17 protein-coding genes are annotated in these 23,103 nt (G+C 39.5%); 15 read left to right on the top strand and 2 right to left on the bottom strand.

The window, feature by feature from the left end; all coding sequences use genetic code 11:
* Positions 1-120 precede the first annotated feature (120 nt).
* Positions 121-336: a 30S ribosomal protein S21 gene (gene rpsU / locus A8M50_RS02480; protein WP_005627632.1), complete on the bottom strand. Its 216-nt coding sequence runs from the start codon at positions 334-336 to the stop codon at positions 121-123.
* A gap of 231 nt (positions 337-567) precedes the next feature.
* Between rpsU and tsaD the strand changes: the two genes are divergently transcribed.
* From tsaD to A8M50_RS02465, 3 genes are read left to right on the top strand one after another with little or no spacing between them, the layout of a single operon-like run.
* Complete coding sequence (gene tsaD / locus A8M50_RS02475) at positions 568-1,596, top strand: tRNA (adenosine(37)-N6)-threonylcarbamoyltransferase complex transferase subunit TsaD (RefSeq protein WP_005643998.1); 1,029 nt, start codon at positions 568-570, stop codon at positions 1,594-1,596.
* A gap of 8 nt (positions 1,597-1,604) precedes the next feature.
* On the top strand, positions 1,605-2,186 hold the full coding sequence (locus tag A8M50_RS02470) for a thymidine kinase (RefSeq protein ID WP_005643955.1): 582 nt from the start codon (positions 1,605-1,607) through the stop codon (positions 2,184-2,186).
* Between the two features lie 36 nt (positions 2,187-2,222).
* Positions 2,223-3,443 carry an aromatic amino acid transport family protein gene (locus A8M50_RS02465; RefSeq protein WP_005643979.1) on the top strand — a complete coding sequence of 407 codons (1,221 nt, stop codon included), beginning with the start codon at positions 2,223-2,225 and terminating at the stop codon, positions 3,441-3,443.
* Positions 3,444-3,585: 142 nt separating this feature from the next.
* Here A8M50_RS02465 and A8M50_RS02460 read toward each other — a convergent pair whose 3' ends face one another.
* The gene (locus tag A8M50_RS02460) at positions 3,586-3,846 is read right to left on the bottom strand and encodes a YfhL family 4Fe-4S dicluster ferredoxin (protein WP_005627640.1); all 261 of its coding nucleotides are present in this window, start codon (positions 3,844-3,846) and stop codon (positions 3,586-3,588) included.
* Positions 3,847-3,923: 77 nt separating this feature from the next.
* On the opposite strand from A8M50_RS02460, the gene A8M50_RS02455 reads away from it, so the two are divergent.
* From A8M50_RS02455 to rpoC, 12 genes are all read left to right on the top strand, one after another.
* Complete coding sequence (locus A8M50_RS02455) at positions 3,924-4,694, top strand: ribonuclease T2 family protein (protein WP_005636652.1); 771 nt, start codon at positions 3,924-3,926, stop codon at positions 4,692-4,694.
* A 95-nt stretch (positions 4,695-4,789) separates the two neighbouring features.
* Positions 4,790-5,950: a phosphoglycerate kinase gene (gene pgk, locus A8M50_RS02450; RefSeq protein ID WP_005636648.1), complete on the top strand. Its 1,161-nt coding sequence runs from the start codon at positions 4,790-4,792 to the stop codon at positions 5,948-5,950.
* Between the two features lie 120 nt (positions 5,951-6,070).
* On the top strand, positions 6,071-7,150 hold the full coding sequence (gene fbaA / locus A8M50_RS02445; RefSeq protein WP_005639380.1) for a class II fructose-bisphosphate aldolase: 1,080 nt from the start codon (positions 6,071-6,073) through the stop codon (positions 7,148-7,150).
* Positions 7,151-7,217: 67 nt separating this feature from the next.
* Positions 7,218-8,258 (top strand): glycosyltransferase family 9 protein, encoded by a 1,041-nt coding sequence (locus A8M50_RS02440; protein WP_005643949.1) that lies wholly within the window; start codon positions 7,218-7,220, stop codon positions 8,256-8,258.
* Positions 8,259-8,469: 211 nt separating this feature from the next.
* The gene (locus A8M50_RS02435; RefSeq protein WP_005643931.1) at positions 8,470-10,014 is read left to right on the top strand and encodes a YjjI family glycine radical enzyme; all 1,545 of its coding nucleotides are present in this window, start codon (positions 8,470-8,472) and stop codon (positions 10,012-10,014) included.
* 8 nt (positions 10,015-10,022) lie between these two features.
* Positions 10,023-10,811, top strand: a complete 789-nt coding sequence (locus tag A8M50_RS02430) for a 4Fe-4S cluster-binding domain-containing protein (protein ID WP_005644004.1) — start codon at positions 10,023-10,025, stop codon at positions 10,809-10,811.
* A gap of 101 nt (positions 10,812-10,912) precedes the next feature.
* Entirely contained in the window at positions 10,913-12,166 is a 1,254-nt protein-coding gene (locus A8M50_RS02425) for a NupC/NupG family nucleoside CNT transporter (protein WP_005633049.1), read from the top strand.
* A 69-nt stretch (positions 12,167-12,235) separates the two neighbouring features.
* Positions 12,236-12,952 (top strand): purine-nucleoside phosphorylase, encoded by a 717-nt coding sequence (deoD, locus tag A8M50_RS02420; RefSeq protein WP_005643966.1) that lies wholly within the window; start codon positions 12,236-12,238, stop codon positions 12,950-12,952.
* 172 nt (positions 12,953-13,124) lie between these two features.
* Positions 13,125-13,553, top strand: coding sequence for a 50S ribosomal protein L11 (gene rplK / locus A8M50_RS02415; RefSeq protein WP_005633053.1), 429 nt, complete (start codon positions 13,125-13,127; stop codon positions 13,551-13,553).
* A gap of 4 nt (positions 13,554-13,557) precedes the next feature.
* Positions 13,558-14,247 (top strand): 50S ribosomal protein L1, encoded by a 690-nt coding sequence (rplA, locus tag A8M50_RS02410; RefSeq protein WP_005643964.1) that lies wholly within the window; start codon positions 13,558-13,560, stop codon positions 14,245-14,247.
* Positions 14,248-14,629: 382 nt separating this feature from the next.
* A complete protein-coding gene (gene rpoB / locus A8M50_RS02400; protein ID WP_005643951.1) occupies positions 14,630-18,658 on the top strand; it encodes a DNA-directed RNA polymerase subunit beta in 4,029 nt (1,342 codons plus the stop codon).
* Positions 18,659-18,783: 125 nt separating this feature from the next.
* Positions 18,784-23,034 carry a DNA-directed RNA polymerase subunit beta' gene (rpoC, locus tag A8M50_RS02395; protein WP_005643972.1) on the top strand — a complete coding sequence of 1,417 codons (4,251 nt, stop codon included), beginning with the start codon at positions 18,784-18,786 and terminating at the stop codon, positions 23,032-23,034.
* Positions 23,035-23,103: the final 69 nt, after the last annotated feature.

The raw sequence follows: 23,103 nt of genomic DNA, 5'->3' as shown, positions 1-23,103 counted from the left end.
TGATCGTGGTGTGAAAGTGCGGTCGTTTTTGGCGTAGATTTTTGTTGTGCTTAAAGTAACAAAACCGTGAGCCCAAAGGATTCACGGTTTGTCTTAACTCGAGTCAGAAAATACTATAAATTAGTATAAACGGGTATTGCGCGCGTTTTCGCGAGCGTTGCGTTTTGCATGACGTTTTGCAAGTGTTGCATTTTCACGTTTACGAATTGTAGTTGGTTTTTCGTAAAATTCGCGAGCGCGTACTTCAGCTAAGATTCCCGCTTTTTCGCAAGAGCGTTTGAAACGACGTAAAGCTACGTCAAATGATTCGTTTTCACGTACTTTAATTACAGGCATAAGCCAATCACCTCAATGAGTTTAATTTAATTGCAATTTAAAATTTTATTTTCACCAAAGCATCACTGTGCAAATGGTAAATTTAATAAAGGACGCAATTCTAATCTACTTTTAGGGAAAAAGTAAAGGAAAGAATGCCAATTCACCTTAATATTTGTGGTTTCAACTGGTTAAAACCGCTTAAACAGGGTAAAATCGCACAACATTTTAGGTAATAAATTAAGAAAATCAATGAAAATCTTAGGCATTGAAACCTCCTGTGATGAAACGGGCGTGGCGATTTATGATGAAGAAAAAGGGTTAATTGCTAATCAACTTTATACTCAAATTGCCCTGCATGCAGATTATGGTGGTGTGGTTCCTGAATTAGCATCACGCGATCATATTCGGAAAACAGCTCCTCTCATTAAAGCTGCGTTAGAAGAAGCTAAGTTAACGGCGAGCGATATTGATGGTATTGCTTATACGAGTGGACCAGGGCTTGTCGGCGCATTGCTCGTCGGCGCTACGATTGCGCGTTCTTTAGCTTATGCGTGGAATGTTCCTGCGATTGGTATTCATCATATGGAAGGGCATTTACTTGCGCCAATGCTTGATGAAAACTCACCGCACTTTCCTTTTGTTGCTTTGTTGGTATCGGGTGGCCATACTCAATTAGTGCGTGTAGATGGTGTAGGAAAATATGAAGTGATTGGCGAATCCATTGATGATGCTGCAGGTGAAGCCTTTGATAAAACAGCAAAATTACTTGGACTAGATTATCCAGGTGGTGCGGCACTTTCTCGTTTAGCAGAAAAAGGCACTCCAAATCGTTTCACATTTCCACGCCCAATGACAGATCGTGCAGGCCTTGATTTTAGCTTTTCAGGTTTAAAAACATTTGCTGCGAATACGATTAATAAAGCAATTAAAAACGAGGGTGAACTAACAGAACAAACTAAATCGGATATTGCTTATGCTTTCCAAGATGCAGTGGTGGATACTCTTGCGCTTAAATGTAAGCGTGCATTAAAAGAAACTGGCTATAAACGTTTAGTGATTGCGGGAGGAGTGAGTGCAAATAAAAAACTCCGAGAAACGCTTGCGCACTTAATGCAAAATTTAGGTGGCGAAGTGTTTTATCCTCAACCCCAATTTTGTACAGATAATGGCGCCATGATTGCTTACACAGGTTTTTTACGTTTAAAACAAGGTCAGCATAGCGATTTGGCTATTGATGTTAAGCCTCGTTGGGCAATGACGGAATTACCGGCAATTTAGGAGAAAAAATGGCAAAACTCTACTTCTATTACTCCACAATGAACGCTGGAAAATCAACGACGTTGCTACAATCTTCCTATAACTATCGTGAGCGTGATATGAACACATTAGTTTACACGGCTGCGATTGATGATCGTTTTGGCGTGGGGAAAGTCACATCGCGTATTGGTATTTCGCAAGACGCCTTTTTATTTCGCTCGGAAACCAATTTGTTTGATGAAATCAATGAGTACTTAAAAAAAGAAAAAGTGCATTGCGTGTTGGTGGATGAAGCTCAATTTCTTAGCAAACAACAAGTTTACCAGTTGAGTGATGTTGTTGATAAACTCAATATTCCCGTGCTTTGTTATGGCTTGCGTACAGATTTTCAAGCGGAACTTTTTGAAGGAAGTAAATATTTACTGGCTTGGGCGGATCAACTCGAAGAATTAAAAACAATTTGTTATTGTGGCCGTAAGGCTAATTTTGTTTTGCGCTTAAATGATCAAGGCGAGGTTATTAAAGAAGGCGCGCAAATTCAAATTGGCGGCAATGACTCTTACCTTTCGGTTTGCCGTTTACACTATAAAGAAAAGTGCGGTCAACTTTAAATTAGTTTTCAAACACAACACTATAAGGATAATTTTATGTTACAGAATAAAACATTTGGGAGTGCGCTGATTATTGCAGGCACAACCATTGGAGCAGGTATGCTTGCTATGCCGCTTACATCAGCGGGCATGGGCTTTGGTTATACCGTGTTATTGCTCGTTGGCTTGTGGGCTTTGTTGGTTTACAGTGGATTGTTGTTTGTAGAAGTGTATCAAACAGCGGATCAGTTGGATGACGGTGTGGCCACGCTCGCTGAAAAATATTTTGGCGTTCCGGGACGTATTTTAGCAACGTTGAGTTTGTTAATTTTACTTTATGCGCTTTCAGCCGCTTATATTACGGGTGGTGGATCTTTACTTTCAGGTTTGCCAACTGCTTTTGGAATGGAAGCGATGTCGCTTAAAACGGCGATTGTTATCTTCACTGTCGTATTAGGTTCTTTTGTCGTTATAGGAACGAAAGGCGTGGATGGTTTAACTCGCGTGTTATTTATTGGTAAGTTAGTCGCCTTTGCTTTTGTACTGTTTATGATGCTTCCAAAAGTGGCAACAGATAATTTAATGGCATTGCCTTTGGATTATGCTTTTGTGGTTTCTGCTGCGCCGATATTTTTCACCTCTTTTGGTTTCCACGTCATTATGGCGAGTGTAAATAGCTACTTAGGTGGAAGTGTAGAAAAATTCCGTCGTGCTATTTTGATTGGTACTGCGATTCCATTAGCCGCTTACCTTGTATGGCAGTTAGCAACTCATGGTGTATTAAGTCAAAGTGAATTTGTGCGTATTTTACAAGCTGATCCAACGCTAAATGGATTAGTGAATGCAACACGTGAAATTACAGGTTCTCATTTTATGGGGGAAGTGGTTCGCGTGTTCTCATCACTCGCTTTAATTACTTCATTCTTAGGCGTAATGCTTGGTGTGTTTGAAGGCTTAGGTGATTTATTCAAACGCTATCATTTACCAAATAATCGCGTTGTATTAACTATTGCCGCATTTTTACCACCACTTGTATTTGCATTGTTTTATCCTGAAGGATTTATTACTGCATTAAGTTACGCAGGTTTGTTGTGTGCGTTCTATTGCTTAATTTTACCAATTGGCTTGGCATGGCGTACACGTATTGAAAATCCAACATTGCCATATCGTGTTGCTGGCGGTAATTTTGCTTTGATATTTGCGTTATTGATTGGCGTGGTGATTATGGTCATTCCATTTTTAATTCAATGGGGATATTTACCGGCCGTAGCAGGATAATGTGAAGAAAAGTAACTCAATCTAGTTCTTTTTATAGATAAAAGTGCGGTGAAAAATTTCAGTTTTATGATAATAAAAATAAGCTCAAAATTAACCGCACTCTTTTAGAAGATAATAAGTCATATTTCAGTTGCTTTAAAAATTACAATTTATCCGAATGATGAATCATCACAAAGCGTTCCCAAAGCTGTTCTTCGGTTTCTTGATGCTCAGGATCGGGCTTAATGCAGTTAGTGATTGGGCAAACTTTTTGGCAGGTTGGCGTGTCGTAATGGCCGACACATTCCGTGCAAAGTACAGGATCGATCACATAAATCTCATCGCCAATGGAAATGGCTTCGTTCGGGCATTCTGGTAAGCACATATCGCAGTTGGTACATTTGCTAGTGATGAGTAATGCCATTGTGATCCTTAATAGAAAGTTGAAAGCGGCGAATTATAGCTGACAAAAACTTGATTGACAAAAACTAAACAAAATTTATGAAAAAACTCACTTCTTCCCTTTCTCTTATTGTCCTCGTTGTATTAGCAATTTGGCAATATTTTACCGATTCAACCAAAACTAAAAATCAATCATCTTCTCCCGTAATCGAACAGTCTAAGCAAACAAAAGCATCCGAGCCTAAATTTGAGACAAAGCGGACGGATATTGAAAAAAGTACGGTGAAAAGTCCGAATGTTTTTACCAATTATGATGTGATTATGCGTGATGATCCTATTGGGCAAAATGCAAAGGCGCCTGTCGATTATTATATGTTGGCATTATCTTGGTCGCCTGGATTTTGTGATATTCAGCGTGAAAAATATGGTAATCAGTTGCCTTCCTCCTCTCAATATCAATGTGGAAATAACCGCACTTTAGGTTGGGTCGTTCATGGGCTATGGCCTCAAAATGCAAATGCACTTTCAGTGACGGATCATCCACGTTTTTGCAAGGGCGATTTACCAGCCTTGCCAAAAGATTTATTAGCACAATATTTGGTTATTTCACCAGGTGAACAATTATTGCAAGGTGAATGGGAAAAACACGGTAGCTGTGCATTTGATTCTGCCCAGCAATATTTTGCTAAGGAGCAGGAATTATTTAGCTCATTAAAATTACCGAATCAAAATTTAAGCCGTAATGAACTTTTTCGTTGGATGAAACAACATAATCCACAATTAAAAAATGCTTATTTAGGTGCAAGCCGAAACGAATTATTCATTTGTTATGATAAAAAATGGCAGGTAATTAATTGCCAAAGTAAATAAGAATTTCTTTGATCTAAATCGTTACAACCTAGCGCGAAGTAGGTATAATACGAAAAGTTTTCAATTTTAATTTTAACTTAACAAGAGGATAGATTATGTCAGTAATCAAAATGACCGATTTAGATTTAGCCGGTAAACGTGTATTTATCCGTGCGGATCTTAATGTGCCAGTAAAAGATGGCAAAGTGACCTCAGATGCGCGTATTCGTGCGACCATTCCTACTTTAAAATTAGCCTTAGAAAAAGGCGCAAAAGTGATGGTAACTTCTCACTTAGGTCGTCCAACTGAAGGTGAATTCAAACCAGAAGATTCTTTACAACCAGTTGTTGATTACTTAAAAGACGCAGGCTTTAATGTTCGTTTAGAACAAGACTATTTAAACGGCGTAGATGTTAAAGAAGGCGAAATTGTTGTTTTAGAAAACGTACGCGTGAACAAAGGTGAAAAGAAAAACGATCCAGAATTAGGTAAAAAATATGCTGCACTTTGCGATGTATTTGTAATGGATGCGTTTGGTACCGCTCACCGTGCGCAAGCATCAACTTACGGTGTTGCAGAATTTGCACCAATCGCTTGTGCAGGTCCATTATTAGCCGCTGAGTTAGATGCATTAGGTAAAGCATTAAAAGAACCTGCTCGTCCAATGGTGGCTATTGTTGGTGGTTCTAAAGTTTCCACTAAATTAGAAGTATTAAATTCTCTTTCAAAAATCGCTGACCAAATTATTGTGGGCGGTGGTATTGCAAATACTTTCATTGCGGCAGCTGGCCACAATGTAGGTAAGTCTTTACATGAAGCTGATTTAATTCCAGTTGCGAAAGAATTGGCCGCAAATACAGATATTCCTGTGCCGGTTGATGTACGTGTTGGTTTGGAGTTCACTGAGACTGCAGTAGCAACAGAAAAATCAGTGACTGAAGTGAAAGATGAGGAATCTATCTTTGATATTGGTGATAAATCTGCAGAACAATTAGCTGAAATCATCAAAAATGCAAAAACCGTTTTATGGAATGGCCCAGTTGGCGTGTTTGAGTTCCCTAACTTCCGTAAAGGGACTGAAATCATTTCTCACGCAATTGCAAATAGCGATGCATTCTCTATCGCGGGTGGCGGTGATACTTTAGCGGCTATCGATTTATTCGGTATTGCAGACAAGATCTCTTACATTTCAACGGGTGGCGGTGCGTTCTTAGAATTCGTAGAAGGCAAAGTATTACCAGCAGTAGAAATTCTTGAAAAACGTGCGAAAAACTAACCGCACTTTTCCTATGTGACATATCGATGGCGATCATTAAAAATGTCGCCATCAATAAAAAGTCAAAAAAATTCTCCAATTGTGGGTTTGTCCCGCTAAACATAAAAAGGAAACACAAGTATGGCTAAATTATTAGATATCGTGAAACCTGGTGTCGTAACAGGTGAAGATGTGCAAAAAATCTTTGCTTATGCAAAAGAGCATAACTTTGCTATCCCAGCAGTAAACTGCGTAGGTTCTGACTCAGTTAATGCTGTGTTAGAAACTGCTGCACGCGTAAAAGCGCCAGTGATTATTCAATTTTCTAACGGTGGTGCGGCGTTTTATGCGGGTAAAGGTATTAAACCTGCAAGCGGTGCTCGTCCTGATGTACTTGGTGCGATTGCTGGAGCGAAACACGTTCATACTTTAGCTAAAGAATACGGTGTTCCTGTTATTCTTCACACTGACCACGCAGCGAAAAAATTACTTCCATGGATTGATGGTTTACTTGACGCAGGTGAAAAACACTTCGCAGAAACTGGCCGTCCATTATTCTCTTCTCACATGCTTGACCTTTCTGAAGAGCCAATGGAAGAAAATATGGCAATCTGCCGTGAATACCTTGCTCGTATGGATAAAATGGGGATGACCCTTGAAATCGAAATCGGTATTACCGGTGGTGAAGAAGATGGCGTAGATAATTCTGGTGTTGATGAGTCTCGTTTATACACTCAACCATCTGATGTGCTTTATGTTTACGACCAATTAAATCCAGTAAGCCCTAACTTTACCGTTGCAGCGGCATTCGGTAACGTACATGGTGTTTACAAACCAGGTAACGTAAAATTAAAACCATCTATTTTAGGTGCATCACAAGAGTTCGTTGCCAAAGAACGTAATCTTCCTGCTAAACCAATTAACTTCGTTTTCCACGGTGGTTCTGGTTCTAGCCGCGAAGAAATCCGCGAAGCAATTAGCTACGGTGCAATCAAAATGAACATTGATACCGATACTCAATGGGCATCTTGGAATGGTATTTTAAACTTCTATAAAGCAAATGAAGCTTATCTTCAAGGTCAATTAGGTAACCCTGAAGGTCCAGATGCACCGAACAAAAAATACTACGACCCACGTGTTTGGTTACGTAAAATGGAAGAATCTATGTCTAAACGTTTAGAGCAATCTTTCGAAGACTTAAATTGTGTTGATGTTTTATAATCCACAAAAATAACATAAAATACGACCGCACTTTCAAGTGCGGTTTTTTTATTCTAGCGGAGAAATTATGGAAAAGATCTTAGTTATTCGTAACGATAAATTAGGCGATTTTATGCAAGCATGGCCCGCTTTTGCTATGCTGAAGTTATCGAATCCTTCTTTAAAATTAACCGCTCTTGTTCCGAGTTACACTGCGCCTCTAGCGGAAGTTTGTCCGTTTATAGATCATGTTATTATTGATAGCAAAAAAAATGATAAAACGGATTTCAAACGTCTTGTGCAGGAAATCAAAGCGCAGCAGTTTGATGGAATGATTAGTTTCTTTTCCAATACTCATAATGGAAAACTCGCTTGGAAAAGTGGGATTAAATATCGCCTTGCACCTGCGACTAAATGGGTTCAAATTCTCTATAATCACCGTCTAACACAACGCCGTTCTCGTTCTGAAAAATCGGAATCTGAATACAATCAAGATTTAGTCCGTGCTTTTTTGCATAAGCATAATATGCCAGTTGTTGAACCTAAACCGCCTTATTTAACCTTTGAGAAAAGTGCGGTGGAAAATCAACGAATTTTCTTACAAGAGAGTTTAGGACTTTCCGAAAATAAAAAATGGATCTTTGTGCATAGCGGTTCTGGTGGTTCAGCTACGAATCTTTCTTTAGCGCAATATGCAGATTTAATTAAAGGCTTATTGGCTCAGTTTGATTGCAATATTGTGCTGACAGCAGGGCCTGGAGAAAGTAAAAAAGCTCATGAATTGGCAAATATGGTGAATAATTTACGTATAGTTGTTTACGATAAGAATAAAGGTTTAGTGGATTTTGCGCATTCTTTGGCTTGTGCGGATTTATTTATTGCGGGATCTACTGGGCCATTGCATTTGAGCAGTGCGTTTAATATTCCGACTATCGGGTTTTATCCAAATAGTCGTTCTTCTCAGCCGAGACGCTGGAAACCAATTAATGATGTCGATAAGCATCTTGCCTTTTGTCCACCCGCGGGAAAAGAGACTCAAATGAATCTAGGGCTAATTTCTATTCAACAAGCATTACAAGAGATAATCCCTTTTGTTAAGAAAATGTGTTATTCAAGCCATAACATTTAAAACTCATCAATTAAATTAAAACTGGCGGATCTTCATTACTCTGCCAGTCAAAGTCCTTTTTTCACTTATCTAAATTTAGATCTTTCTTATTTTACTAGTTAACCGTTTGCTTCGGTTTTTATTTCTGAAAATGTGATCTCGCTCACATTTTCAAAATTGTCTATTTTGTTACCATTGCGTACAATACAAAACCATTTCTAAAGGGGGCATTATGTTAGCAACACTTCAAGATATTCTCGATACGGTTAAAGCCAATAATCTGACTTATCATCAAAAATTAATGACATTAGGCAATATTGCTGAGCGTTTATTTGATCCTCGCGATTTGCTTGGCTATACCGATGAAGAATGGGGCTTTTTACAGAATCAGATGATTTGTGATTTATGTGAAGGTTACGCAATTTATCGTCCTCGTTATATCCTGCCTGATTACAATGTGTATATTAAAAAAGGCTGCGAATTTTTAGAGCTGCCGCCACCAAAAGATCTTGATGAGGCACTTGATGGATTATTGATTCTTTACTCCCACGTGCCATCCATTACAACTTATCCTGTTTATGTTGGTCGTCTTGATGTATTACTCGAACCTTTCATTACAGATGAAGAAAAAGATTACATAAAAATTAAACGTTTCTTAAATCATATCGACAAAACTGTGCCTGATTCATTCTGTCATGCCAATATTGGGCCTTATGATACGAAAGCGGGTCGCTTGATTTTGCGTGCAGTGATTGAGCTTGAAGCGCCAACACCGAATATGACCATTCGTTATGATAAATCCAAAACGAGCCGTGAATTTGCTGAACTTGCAGCAAAAGCCTGTTTATTAGTTTCTAAACCATCTTTTGCGAACGATGCTTACTATATTTCTGATCTAGGTGAAGAATATGGAGTAGCAAGTTGCTATAACGCACTGCCTGAATGTGGCGGTGCTTACACATTAACACGTTTACGTCTAGGGACGATTGCCCGCGCGTGTAAAAGTGCGGATGAAATGGTAAACGAATTATTACCACGTGTGGCGAAATGTGCTCTTTCAACCATGGATAAACGCCATAAGTTTGTAGTGGAAGAAAGTAATTTCTTTAACAGTTCATTCCTCGAAAAAGAAGGCTTTATCAAACGCACTAATTTTACGGGGATGTTCGCAATTGTGGGCTTGGCAGATGCAGCAAACCACTTATTGCAATGTGAAGGCTTAAATGAAACCTTTGGTAAGAGTGCTCGCGGTGATGAAATTGCGACAGCAATTATGGATAAACTTAAAGAAATCACCGATGCACATGAAGGGGTTTATGCAGAACGCACGGGCAATCGTTATTTATTACATGCGCAAGTCGGCGCAAGTAACCACGAAGAAGACAAACGTAATGCGCCGGCTCACCGTATTCGTGTAGGCGAAGAACCAACGTTACTTGCACATTTGAAACAGTCTGCACCGTTCCATAAATATTTCCCATCAGGTACAGGGGATTTATTCGCCTTTGATCAAACCTATGTGGATCACTGCGATGCGGTGGTGGATATTATTGATGGTGCATTCTCTTTGGGCTATCGCTACATTACTACCTATTTGAAAAACACGGATTTAATTCGCGTTACGGGTTATTTGGTGAAGAAAAGCGAAGTTGAAAAATACCGTAAAGGCGAAGTTGCATTACGCGATACAACCTGGTATGGCTCGGGTACGGATGAATGTGCGAATGTGTTTGATCGCCAATTACGCGATGAAAAAGATGTCACTGCTGAAAAATAATTGGAAAAATGACCGCACTTTCTGAGATTTTTGTGCCGTTGCATCGGATTATTCCTTTTTCAAATGTAGAGGGTCAAGGCAATCGTTCGAGTATTTTTCTGCAAGGTTGCAAGTTAAATTGCTTGTATTGCCATAATCCGGAAACTATTCCTCGTTATACGGAAAATGCGAAATTGGTTAGTTTGCAGTATTTGTATGAACAGGTTATGGAGGCGGTTCCATTTATTCGAGGTATCACAATTTCAGGTGGTGAACCGACTATCCATCATAAAAAACTGGTGCCACTATTTGAGGCTTTACGTTCGCAAGGATTAACCTGTTATTTGGATAGTAGTGGCTTTTTTGAGTTTGATCGTATTCGTTCGTTAATTGATGTCACTGATAAATTTTTATTTGATCTGAAAGGAGAGGGCGCTGGTTTACAAACGCTTTGTTTTGACCGACAAAATCAAACAGGAATTGTGCCACAGCAAGTGATACCACAACGTTTACACATAAAAAACGATAAACTGGAGCGAAATTTACAAAATTTGGCTGCCTTGTTACCGTTAAATAAAGTGGAAGAAGTGCGGTTAGTTTTTTTAAAGCATTTTTTTGATGCTGAACATTTAGTGGGAAAAGTTGTGCTACTTTTACGAAATTATCCTGATGTGGCATTAAAAATTATCCGTGTGCATAGTAAAGGTGCGCGCGATGAAACTGGGTTATCAACGCACATTCCAAGTGCGGAAGAAACTAATGCATTGGCTGCTTATGCGCGTCAATGTGGAATTAACAAGGTTTTGACTATTTTGTAGTCGCTTACAAGAAAGTGCGGTGAAAATTCGCCGACTTTTTGTGAGAAAACAAGTAGAATAAGCCGATTTTTTTATTAACTTAACCAATCTAGGGGAATCAAATGAGTGTGTTAAGCAGCATTTTGGGAATGGTCGTATTAATCGCTATTGCCGTGTTACTTTCCAATAATCGTAAAGCGATTAGTATCAGAACCGTGCTCGGGGCGTTAGCAATCCAAGTTGGATTTGCCGCCCTTATTTTATATGTGCCAGCAGGTAAACAAGCACTTGGTGCAACTGCTGATGCCGTATCAAATGTTATTGCTTACGGTAACGAAGGTATTAACTTTGTATTTGGTGGTTTAGCTGATCCAAGCAAACCTTCAGGTTTCATTTTTGCAGTGAAAGTATTACCAATTATTGTGTTCTTCTCTGGCTTAATCTCAGTGCTTTATTATCTTGGCATTATGCAAGTGGTAATTAAAGTATTAGGCGGTGCATTACAAAAAGCATTGGGTACGTCAAAAGCAGAATCCATGTCAGCTGCTGCGAACATCTTCGTAGGTCAAACTGAAGCACCATTGGTGGTTCGCCCTTACATTAAAAATATGACCCAATCTGAATTATTTGCCATCATGGTGGGTGGTACGGCGTCTATCGCGGGTTCAGTAATGGCGGGGTATGCTGGAATGGGCGTGCCATTGACATACTTAATCGCTGCGTCATTTATGGCGGCTCCAGCAGGTTTGTTATTTGCGAAATTAATGTTCCCACAAACAGAACAATTCTCTGATAAACAACCAGAAGACAATGATTCAGAAAAACCAACTAACGTACTTGAAGCAATGGCGGGCGGTGCGAGTGCAGGTATGCAACTTGCGTTAAACGTAGGTGCAATGTTAATCGCATTCGTTGGTTTAATTGCATTAATTAACGGTATTTTAAGTGGCGTTGGTGGCTGGTTTGGCTATGGCGACGTAACTTTACAATCTATCTTTGGTTTAGTTTTCAAACCATTAGCATATTTAATCGGTGTAACTGACGGCACTGAGGCCGGTATCGCAGGACAAATGATCGGGATGAAATTAGCCGTTAACGAATTCGTAGGTTATCTTGAATTTGCAAAATACTTACAACCAGATTCTGCGATTGTATTAACTGAAAAAACTAAAGCAATTATTACTTTCGCACTTTGTGGTTTTGCTAACTTCAGCTCAATTGCAATCTTAATCGGTGGTTTAGGTGGAATGGCGCCAAACCGTCGTAGTGATGTGGCACGTTTAGGCTTGAAAGCGGTAATCGCAGGTACTTTAGCAAACTTAATGAGTGCAACGATTGCTGGCTTGTTCATCGGACTTGGTGCTGCAGCGCTTTAATTCTCGGATAAGTGCGGTGAAAAATGACCGCACTTTTTATTTTTACATTTGAAAAAAGGAAGGAAAATTATGACTCCACATATTAACGCGCCTGAAGGTGCATTTGCTGATGTTGTTTTAATGCCAGGCGATCCACTTCGTGCAAAATACATTGCAGAAACATTTTTGCAAGATGCAGTAGAAGTAACAAATGTTCGTAATATGCTTGGTTATACCGGTACTTACAAAGGTCGTAAGATTTCTATTATGGGCCACGGTATGGGGATTCCATCTTGCTCTATTTACGCGAAAGAATTAATCACTGAATACGGCGTGAAAAAAATTATCCGTGTAGGATCTTGTGGCGCTGTTCGTATGGATGTAAAAGTGCGCGATGTAATTATCGGTTTAGGCGCATGTACTGATTCAAAAGTAAACCGTATTCGTTTCAAAGATAACGACTTTGCAGCTATTGCTGATTTCGATATGGCACAAGCCGCTGTTCAAGCTGCAAAAGCAAAAGGCAAAGCCGTTCGTGTAGGTAATTTATTCTCGGCGGATTTATTCTATACACCTGATGTAGAAATGTTTGACGTGATGGAAAAATACGGCATTTTAGGCGTGGAAATGGAAGCTGCTGGTATTTATGGGGTGGCTGCAGAATATGGTGCGAAAGCATTAACGATTTGTACCGTGTCTGACCATATCCGTACTCACGAACAAACCACAGCAGAAGAACGTCAATTAACATTCAATGATATGATTGAAATTGCATTGGATTCAGTGTTAATTGGTGATGCACAATAATTTCTTATAGTGGATTTAAGAAGTGCTTGAAAAACAACCGCACTTTTAATATAATCCGCGCCCATTATGAGCCGTTCGCGGCTCATATTTTTGTGTGGTGCAATGAATGTTGCACTGAAAATTATCGGGGAGCTATTTAATAGCGTTATTACCCAATTAGAGGAAAACTAAAATGGCAAAAAAAGTCCAAGCCTATGTTAAGTTGCAAGTTGCAGCTGGTATGGCAAACCCATCACCACCAGTTGGTCCTGCATTAGGTCAACAAGGTGTGAACATCATGGAATTCTGTAAAGCATTCAACGCTCGTACTGAGAGTTTAGAAAAAGGTTTACCAATTCCGGTTGTTATCACTGTATATGCAGACCGTTCATTTACTTTCGTAACTAAAACTCCACCAGCAGCAGTATTATTGAAAAAAGCTGCAGGTATCAAATCTGGTTCTGGTAAACCGAACAAAGAGAAAGTGGGTAAAGTAACTTTAGATCAAGTTCGTCAAATCGCTGAAACTAAAGCAGCAGATATGACTGGTGCATCTATCGAAACCAAAATGAAATCAATTGCTGGTACTGCTCGCTCTATGGGCTTAGTGGTGGAGGAATAATACGATGGCTAAATTGACTAAAAAAATGAAAGCAATCAAAGCTGGCGTAGATTCTACTAAAGCATACGAAATCAACGAAGCTATCGCGGTATTAAAACAATTCGCAACAGCTAAATTCGTTGAAAGTGTTGACATTGCAGTAAACTTAGGTATCGATCCTCGTAAATCTGACCAAAACGTTCGTGGTGCAACTGTATTACCACACGGTACTGGTCGTGAAGTACGCGTAGCTGTGTTTACTCAAGGTGCTAACGCAGATGCAGCTAAAGAAGCAGGTGCTGATTTAGTTGGTATGGAAGATTTAGCAGAGCAAATCAAAAAAGGCGAAATGAACTTTGATGTTGTTATCGCTTCTCCTGATGCAATGCGTGTTGTTGGTCAATTAGGTCAAGTATTAGGCCCACGTGGTTTAATGCCAAACCCTAAAGTTGGTACTGTAACACCAAACGTTGCTGAAGCAGTTAAAAATGCTAAATCTGGTCAGATCCGTTATCGTAATGATAAAAACGGTATCATCCACACCACTATCGGTAAAGCAAACTTCTCTGAAGTTCAATTAAAAGAAAACCTTCAAGCATTATTGGCTGCTTTAAACAAAGCAAAACCAACTACTGCTAAAGGTATCTTTATCAAGAAAGTAAGCATCTCTACCACTATGGGTGCAGGTGTTACTGTTGATCAAGCTTCTTTATAATTTAAAGAATTGATAGATTTTAAACCGCACTTTTTGAAAGTGCGGTTTTTTATTTCATAAAATTTCTCCATAAGTTTTAAACTTGACGAGAAAGCTGCATTCATTTAAAATCTACCGCCTTAAAATTAGCAAAGATTTAGATTGATTTTTAATCAATTTTGACCTTTTATTGTTTAATTTAACCGTGTTTTTGATAGAAAGCACATCCATGCAATGGCAGATTCACCGTTATTTGTCGTTGTTTTGCTCAAGTTGTCGTCCTATGTAATTTGAGTTGTCACCCCACTACAGAAGTAAGGTTCAGAGTGCGGTCATTTTAACGGTCATTCACGTCACAGTTAGTTTGTGGCTAGGTCACTGAACAGTTAGCAGAGGAAAACCAATGGGTTACTCCTATTCTGAAAAAAAACGAATTCGTAAAGATTTCGGTAAACGTCCGCAAGTTTTAAATGTTCCTTATTTATTAACCATTCAGTTGGATTCTTTTGATAAATTTATTCAAAAAGATCCTGAAGGTCAGCAAGGTTTAGAAGCGGCATTCCGTTCTGTATTCCCTATTGTAAGCAATAATGGCTATACAGAATTACAATATGTAGATTATCGTTTAGAAGAACCTGAATTTGATGTACGTGAGTGCCAAATTCGTGGATCAACTTATGCAGCAGGCTTACGTGTAAAATTACGTTTAGTGAGCTACGATAAAGAATCTTCTTCACGCGCAGTCAAAGATATTAAAGAAAATGAAGTTTATATGGGTGAAATCCCATTAATGACTGATAACGGTACTTTCGTAATCAATGGTACCGAGCGTGTTATCGTTTCACAGTTACACCGTAGTCCAGGCGTATTCTTCGATTCTGACAAAGGTAAAACCCATTCTTCAGGTAAAGTGCTTTATAACGCACGTATTATTCCTTACCGTGGTTCTTGGTTAGATTTTGAATTCGATCCAAAAGATAACTTATTTGCACGTATTGACCGTCGTCGTAAATTACCGGCAACAATTATTCTTCGTGCATTAGGCTACACCACTGAAGAAATCTTAAACTTATTCTTTGATAAAATTACCTTTGAAATCGCTGGCGATAAATTGTTAATGACTTTAGTGCCAGAACGTTTACGTGGTGAAACAGCTTCTTTTGATATTGAAGCAAATGGCAAAGTTTATGTTGAACGTGGTCGTCGTATTACCGCACGCCATATCAAGGCATTAGAAAAAGATAAAATTTCACAAGTCGTTGTACCTTCTGAATATATTTTAGGTAAAGTTGCATCGAAAGATTATGTTGATTTAGAGTCTGGCGAAATTATTTGTCCTGCAAATGGCGAGATTTCTTTAGAGACTCTTGCAAAATTAGCACAAGCAGGTTACACCACGATCGAAACTTTATTTACTAATGATTTAGATTACGGTCCATATATTTCTGAAACGCTACGTGTAGACCCAACTTATGACAAAACCAGTGCGCTTTACGAGATTTATCGTATGATGCGTCCAGGTGAACCACCAACACCAGAATCTTCAGAAGCGTTATTCAATAATTTATTCTTCTCTGCAGAGCGTTATGATTTATCTGCTGTCGGTCGTATGAAATTTAATCGTTCTTTAGCGATCGCAGAAGGTGAAGGCGCTGGCACTTTAAGTAATGAAGATATTATTGCGGTAATGCGTAAATTGATCGACATCCGTAATGGTCGCGGCGAAGTTGATGATATTGACCACTTAGGTAATCGTCGTATCCGTAGCGTAGGTGAGATGGCGGAGAACCAATTCCGTATTGGTTTAGTGCGTGTAGAAAGAGCGGTGAAAGAACGCTTATCTTTAGGTGATTTAGATGCAATCACACCGCAAGACTTAATTAACCCAAAACCAATTTCTGCAGCGGTGAAAGAATTCTTTGGTTCTTCACAACTTTCGCAATTTATGGACCAAAACAACCCATTATCAGAAGTCACGCACAAACGTCGTATTTCTGCATTAGGTCCAGGCGGTTTAACGCGTGAGCGCGCAGGCTTTGAAGTGCGTGACGTACATAATACTCACTATGGTCGTTTATGTCCGATTGAAACCCCTGAAGGTCCAAACATCGGTTTGATCAACTCACTTTCTGCTTTTGCACGTACTAATGATTATGGTTTCTTAGAAACACCATATCGTAAAGTAGTTGATGGTCAAGTTACTGAAGAAATTGAATACTTATCTGCAATTGATGAAGCAAACTATATCATTGCACAGGCAAACTCAAATTTAGACGAAAATAACCGTTTTACTGATGCCTTTGTTACTGCACGTGGTGAGCGTGGTGAATCAGGTTTATATAAACCTGAAGATATTCATTATATGGACGTTTCGACACAACAAGTAGTATCTGTCGCGGCTGCATTAATTCCATTCCTTGAGCATGACGATGCGAACCGTGCGTTGATGGGTGCGAACATGCAACGTCAAGCAGTTCCAACATTACGTGCTGACAAACCATTAGTTGGTACAGGTATGGAAAAACCAATCGCACTTGACTCAGGTGTTGCGGTTGTTGCAAAACGTGGTGGTACAGTTCAGTACGTCGATGCTTCTCGTATTGTTATTAAAGTAAATGAAGATGAAACCATTGCAGGTGAAGCAGGTATCGATATTTATAACTTAATCAAATATACCCGTTCTAACCAAAATACTTGTATTAACCAAATTCCTTGTGTGAATTTAGGCGATCCGATCAATCGTGGTGAAGTATTAGCAGATGGTCCTTCTACTGATTTAGGTGAGCTTGCGTTAGGTCAAAATATTCGAGTGGCGTTCATGCCTTGGAACGGCTATAACTTCGAAGACTCAATGTTAGTTTCTGAACGTGTTGTTCAACAAGACCGTTTCACGACCATCCATATTCAAGAATTATCTTGTGTTGCGCGTGATACCAAGTTAGGTGCAGAAGAAATTACTGCAGATATTCCAAACGTAGGTGAGTCAGCGTTAAGCAAACTTGATGAATCTGGTATTGTTTATGTTGGTGCAGAGGTTAAAGGTGGTGACATCTTAGTAGGTAAAGTAACGCCTAAAGGTGAAACTCAATTAACCCCAGAAGAAAAACTTTTACGTGCAATCTTTGGTGAGAAAGCTTCTGATGTTAAAGATTCTTCATTACGTGTGCCAAACGGTACATCAGGTACAGTTATTGATGTTCAAGTCTTCACTCGTGATGGCGTAGAAAAAGATAAACGTGCATTAGAAATCGAAGAAATGCAACTTCGTGAAGCGAAAAAAGATTTAACTGAAGAGTTAGAGATTTTAGAAGCTGGCTTATTTGCTCGTGTTCGTAATCTTCTTATTTCTAGTGGTGCTGATGCAGCGCAATTAGATAAATTAGATCGCACTAAATGGTTAGAACAAACCATTGCAGATGAAGAAAAACAAAATCAATTAGAACAGCTTGCAGAGCAATACGAAGAACTTCGTAAAGAGTTTGAACATAAACTTGAAGTGAAACGTAAGAAAATCATCAAAGGTGATGATCTTGCACCGGGCGTGTTAAAAGTGGTTAAAGTTTACCTAGCGGTGAAGCGTCAAATCCAACCAGGTGATAAAATGGCGGGTCGTCACGGTAACAAAGGTGTTATCTCGAAAATTAACCCAGTTGAAGATATGCCATACGATGAGAATGGTCAACCGGTTGAGATCGTATTAAACCCACTAGGCGTACCATCTCGTATGAACATTGGTCAGATCCTTGAAACTCACTTAGGTTTAGCAGCGAAAGGTATTGGTGATCAAATCAATGCAATGCTTAAACAAAAACAAGAAGTGGAAAAATTACGTGGTTATATCCAAAAAGCGTATGACTTAGGTAATGGCTCACAAAAAGTGGATTTAAGTACCTTCACAGATGAAGAAGTATTGCGTTTAGCTGAAAATCTACGTAAAGGTTTACCTGTTGCAACACCAGTATTTGATGGTGCAGCAGAAGCTGAAATCAAAGAGCTATTAAAACTTGGTGGATTACCAACTTCAGGTCAAATCACTTTATATGATGGCCGTACAGGTGAGAAATTCGAGCGTCCAGTAACAGTAGGTTATATGTACATGCTCAAATTGAACCACTTAGTTGATGACAAAATGCATGCTCGTTCAACTGGTTCTTATAGCCTTGTTACACAACAACCATTGGGTGGTAAAGCTCAATTCGGTGGCCAACGTTTCGGTGAGATGGAGGTATGGGCACTTGAAGCATACGGTGCAGCTTACACCTTACAAGAAATGTTGACGGTGAAATCTGATGATGTGAATGGTCGTACGAAGATGTATAAAAACATCGTAAGTGGTAACCAACACATGGACCCAGGCACACCGGAATCTTTCAATGTAATTATGAAAGAAATCCGCTCACTTGGTTTAAATATCGAGTTAGACGAAGAGTAATCAGTAGGGGAGTGAAGAATTTATGATTCACTCACCTTACGAAATAAAAATCGCCGAAGTGCGGTGGAAAAACATCGAAATTTTCAACCGCACTTTAAACCTTTAACTCCGACAGGAGAACATTTGTGAAAGACTTAGTTAAGTTTTTAAAAGCACAATCAAAAACCAGTGAAGATTTTGATGTGATTAAAATTGGGTTAGCTTCCCCAGATATGATCCGTTCTTGGTCATTTGGTGAAGTGAAGAAACCTGAAACCATTAACTACCGTACGTTCAAACCTGAACGTGATGGTCTTTTCTGTGCGCGTATCTTCGGGCCTGTAAAAGATTACGAATGTTTATGTGGTAAATATAAACGTTTAAAACACCGTGGTGTGATTTGTGAAAAATGTGGTGTTGAAGTTACTCAAACTAAAGTTCGTCGTGAACGTATGGGTCACATTGAACTTGCATCGCCAGTTGCACATATTTGGTTCTTAAAATCGTTACCATCTCGTATCGGTTTACTTTTAGATATGCCATTGCGCGATATTGAACGTGTACTTTACTTTGAAATGTACATCGTGACCGAGCCAGGTATGACGGACTTAGAGCGCGGTCAATTATTAACTGAAGAACAATACCTTGATGCTGAAGATCGTTGGCAAGATGAATTCGAAGCGAAAATGGGTGCTGAAGCAATTCAAGATCTTTTAAAAGGTATGGATCTTGAAGTTGAATGTGAAAAATTACGTGAAGAATTACAAGAAACTAACTCTGAAACTAAACGTAAAAAAATCACTAAACGCTTAAAATTATTAGAAGCATTTGTTCAATCTGGTAATAAACCAGAATGGATGGTGATGACTGTATTACCAGTGCTTCCACCAGATTTACGTCCATTAGTACCGCTTGATGGTGGTCGTTTTGCGACTTCAGATTTGAACGATTTATATCGTCGCGTGATCAACCGTAACAACCGTTTAAAACGTTTATTAGATTTAATTGCACCAGATATTATTGTGCGCAACGAAAAACGTATGTTACAAGAATCTGTTGATGCGTTATTAGATAATGGTCGTCGTGGTCGTGCTATTACGGGTTCTAACCGTCGTCCATTAAAATCATTAGCGGATATGATCAAAGGTAAACAAGGTCGTTTCCGTCAAAACTTATTAGGTAAACGTGTTGACTATTCGGGTCGTTCTGTAATCACTGTAGGTCCATACTTGCACTTACACCAATGTGGTTTACCTAAGAAAATGGCATTGGAATTATTCCGTCCGTTTATCTACGCTAAATTAGAAAGCCGTGGTTATGCAACGACAATCAAAGCGGCTAAGAAAATGGTTGAGCGTGAAGATGCGATCGTTTGGGATATTCTTGCAGAAGTTATTCGTGAACACCCAATTCTATTGAACCGTGCGCCAACACTTCACCGTTTGGGTATCCAAGCATTTGAACCGATCTTAATCGAAGGTAAAGCGATTCAATTACACCCACTCGTTTGTGCGGCGTTCAACGCGGACTTCGATGGTGACCAAATGGCGGTACACGTTCCATTAACGCTTGAAGCTCAATTAGAAGCTCGTGCGTTGATGATGTCAACCAACAACGTGCTTTCACCAGCAAACGGTGATCCGATTATCGTTCCATCACAAGACGTGGTATTAGGTCTTTACTATATGACCCGCGAAAAAGTGAACGGTAAAGGCGAAGGTATGTTATTGCAAGATCCTCGCGAAGCTGAAAAAGCATATCGTACAGGTCAAGCAGAATTACATTCTCGCGTGAAAGTGCGTATTACTGAATATGTGAAAAATGAAGCGGGCGAATTTGATGCGAAAACCACGCTTACCGATACTACTATCGGTCGTGCAATTTTGTGGATGATTGCACCGAAAGGTATGCCTTATTCATTGTTCAATCAAACATTAGGTAAAAAAGCAATTTCTAAACTGATTAACGAAGCTTATCGTCGTTTAGGTTTAAAAGAAGCGGTAATGTTTGCTGACCAGATTATGTATACCGGTTTTGCTTATGCGGCACGTTCTGGTTCATCAGTTGGTATTGATGATATGGAAATTCCAACGAAGAAATACGAAATTATTTCTGCAGCGGAAGAAGAAGTGGCAGAGATCCAAGAACAATTCCAATCAGGTCTTGTGACTGCAGGCGAACGCTATAATAAAGTAATCGATATTTGGGCCGCAGCGAATGAACGCGTAGCGAAAGCGATGATGGAAAACTTATCTCAAGAAGAAGTCATCAACCGCGAAGGTAATCCTGAAAAACAAGCATCCTTTAACAGTATCTTTATGATGGCTGATTCTGGTGCTCGTGGTTCTGCAGCACAGATTCGTCAGTTAGCTGGTATGCGTGGTTTGATGGCGCGTCCAGATGGTTCGATCATTGAAACTCCAATTACAGCAAACTTCCGTGAAGGTTTGAACGTATTACAGTACTTTATTTCAACCCACGGTGCGCGTAAAGGTTTGGCGGATACCGCATTAAAAACAGCGAACTCAGGTTACTTAACTCGTCGTTTAGTTGATGTAGCACAAGACTTAGTGATCGTAGAAGATGACTGTGGTACGCACGAAGGCTTAGTTATGACCCCATTAATCGAAGGTGGTGATGAAAAAGTTCCACTTCGTGAATTAGTGTTAGGTCGTGTAGCTGCAGAAGATATTTTAAAACCAGGTACAGAAGAAGTATTAATCCCTCGTAACACGTTATTAGATGAAAAACTATGTGATGTGTTGGATGCAAACTCTGTAGACAGCGTAAAAGTACGTTCTGTTGTAACTTGTGATACTGATTTTGGTGTATGTGCGAAATGTTATGGTCGTGACTTAGCTCGTGGTCACCTCATCAACCAAGGTGAAGCAGTAGGTGTTATCGCTGCTCAATCTATCGGTGAGCCGGGTACACAGTTAACCATGCGTACGTTCCATATCGGTGGTGCGGCATCTGCGGCAGCAAAAGAATCGAGTGTACAAGTTAAAAACACTGGTACATTACATTTAATGAATGCGAAATTCGTTACTAATGATGAGGGTAAATTAGTATTAACATCTCGTAATACTGAATTAACTATTACCGATGCATTTGGTCGTACTAAAGAACACTATAAAGTGCCTTACGGTGCGGTGTTAAGCAAAGGTGACGGCCAAGATGTAACAGCAGGTGAAACTATCGCAAATTGGGATCCACATACAATGCCAGTTGTCTCTGAAGTATCTGGTTTTGTGAAATTCGTTGATATTATTGATGGCTTAACTGTAACGCGTCAAACTGATGAATTAACAGGTTTATCATCAATCGTGGTTCAAGATGTGGGTGAACGTGCTACTGCTGGTAAAGATTTACGTCCAACCATTAAATTAGTTGATGCAAATGGTAACGATATTTTCTTACCTGAAACTGATGTTCTTGCACAGTACTTCTTACCTGGTAAAGCAATCGTAAGTTTAGACGATGGCGCAGCAGTAAAAGTGGGTGAACCATTAGCACGTATTCCGCAAGAATCTGTGGGTACTAAAGATATTACCGGTGGTCTACCACGCGTTGCGGATTTATTTGAAGCACGCAAACCAAAAGAACCAGCTATTTTGGCTGAAATTTCTGGTATCGTGTCTTTCGGTAAAGAAACTAAAGGTAAACGCCGTTTATTAATTACTCCTGCGGAAGGCGAAACTTACGAAGAAATGATTCCAAAATGGCGTCAGCTCAACGTATTTGAAGGTGAAATGGTACAACGTGGTGACGTAATTTCTGACGGTGCTGAAACACCACATGATATTTTACGTTTACGTGGCGTGCGTGCAGTAACTGAATACATCGTGAACGAAGTACAAGATGTTTACCGCTTACAAGGGGTAAAAATCAACGATAAACATATTGAAGTTATCGTTCGTCAAATGTTACGTAAAGCGGTAATTACTAAAGCTTACGACTCAGAATTCCTTGAAGGGGAGCAAGTCGAAGTTGCTCGCGTGAAAATCGTTAACCGTCAACGTGAAGCAGAAGGCAAACCACCAGTTGAGTTTGAACGCGAATTATTGGGTATCACCAAAGCGTCTCTTGCGACTGAATCCTTCATCTCTGCCGCATCGTTCCAAGAAACTACTCGTGTTCTTACCGAAGCAGCAGTAGCAGGTAAACGTGATGAATTACGTGGCTTGAAAGAGAACGTAATCGTGGGCCGATTAATCCCTGCGGGTACAGGTTTTGCGTATCATCAAAATCGTCACAAACATCGTTTAGTTGATGATGTCGTAGCGAAATTATCTGAAGAAGATGAAGCTGCTATCGCCGATGAATTTGTCATGACTGCAGACGATGCAAGTGCAAACTTAGCTGAAATGCTTAATATGGCAGATGATGCGGAATAATTAATTCCCTACATAAGAAAACCCGAATGAAAGTTCGGGTTTTTTATTTGAATGAAAATTACTAGACGT

This window comes from Haemophilus haemolyticus, assembly GCF_001679045.1.
GTDB classification, from domain to species: Bacteria; Pseudomonadota; Gammaproteobacteria; order Enterobacterales; family Pasteurellaceae; genus Haemophilus; species Haemophilus haemolyticus.
This window is presented reverse-complemented; position numbering and strand designations above follow the sequence as displayed.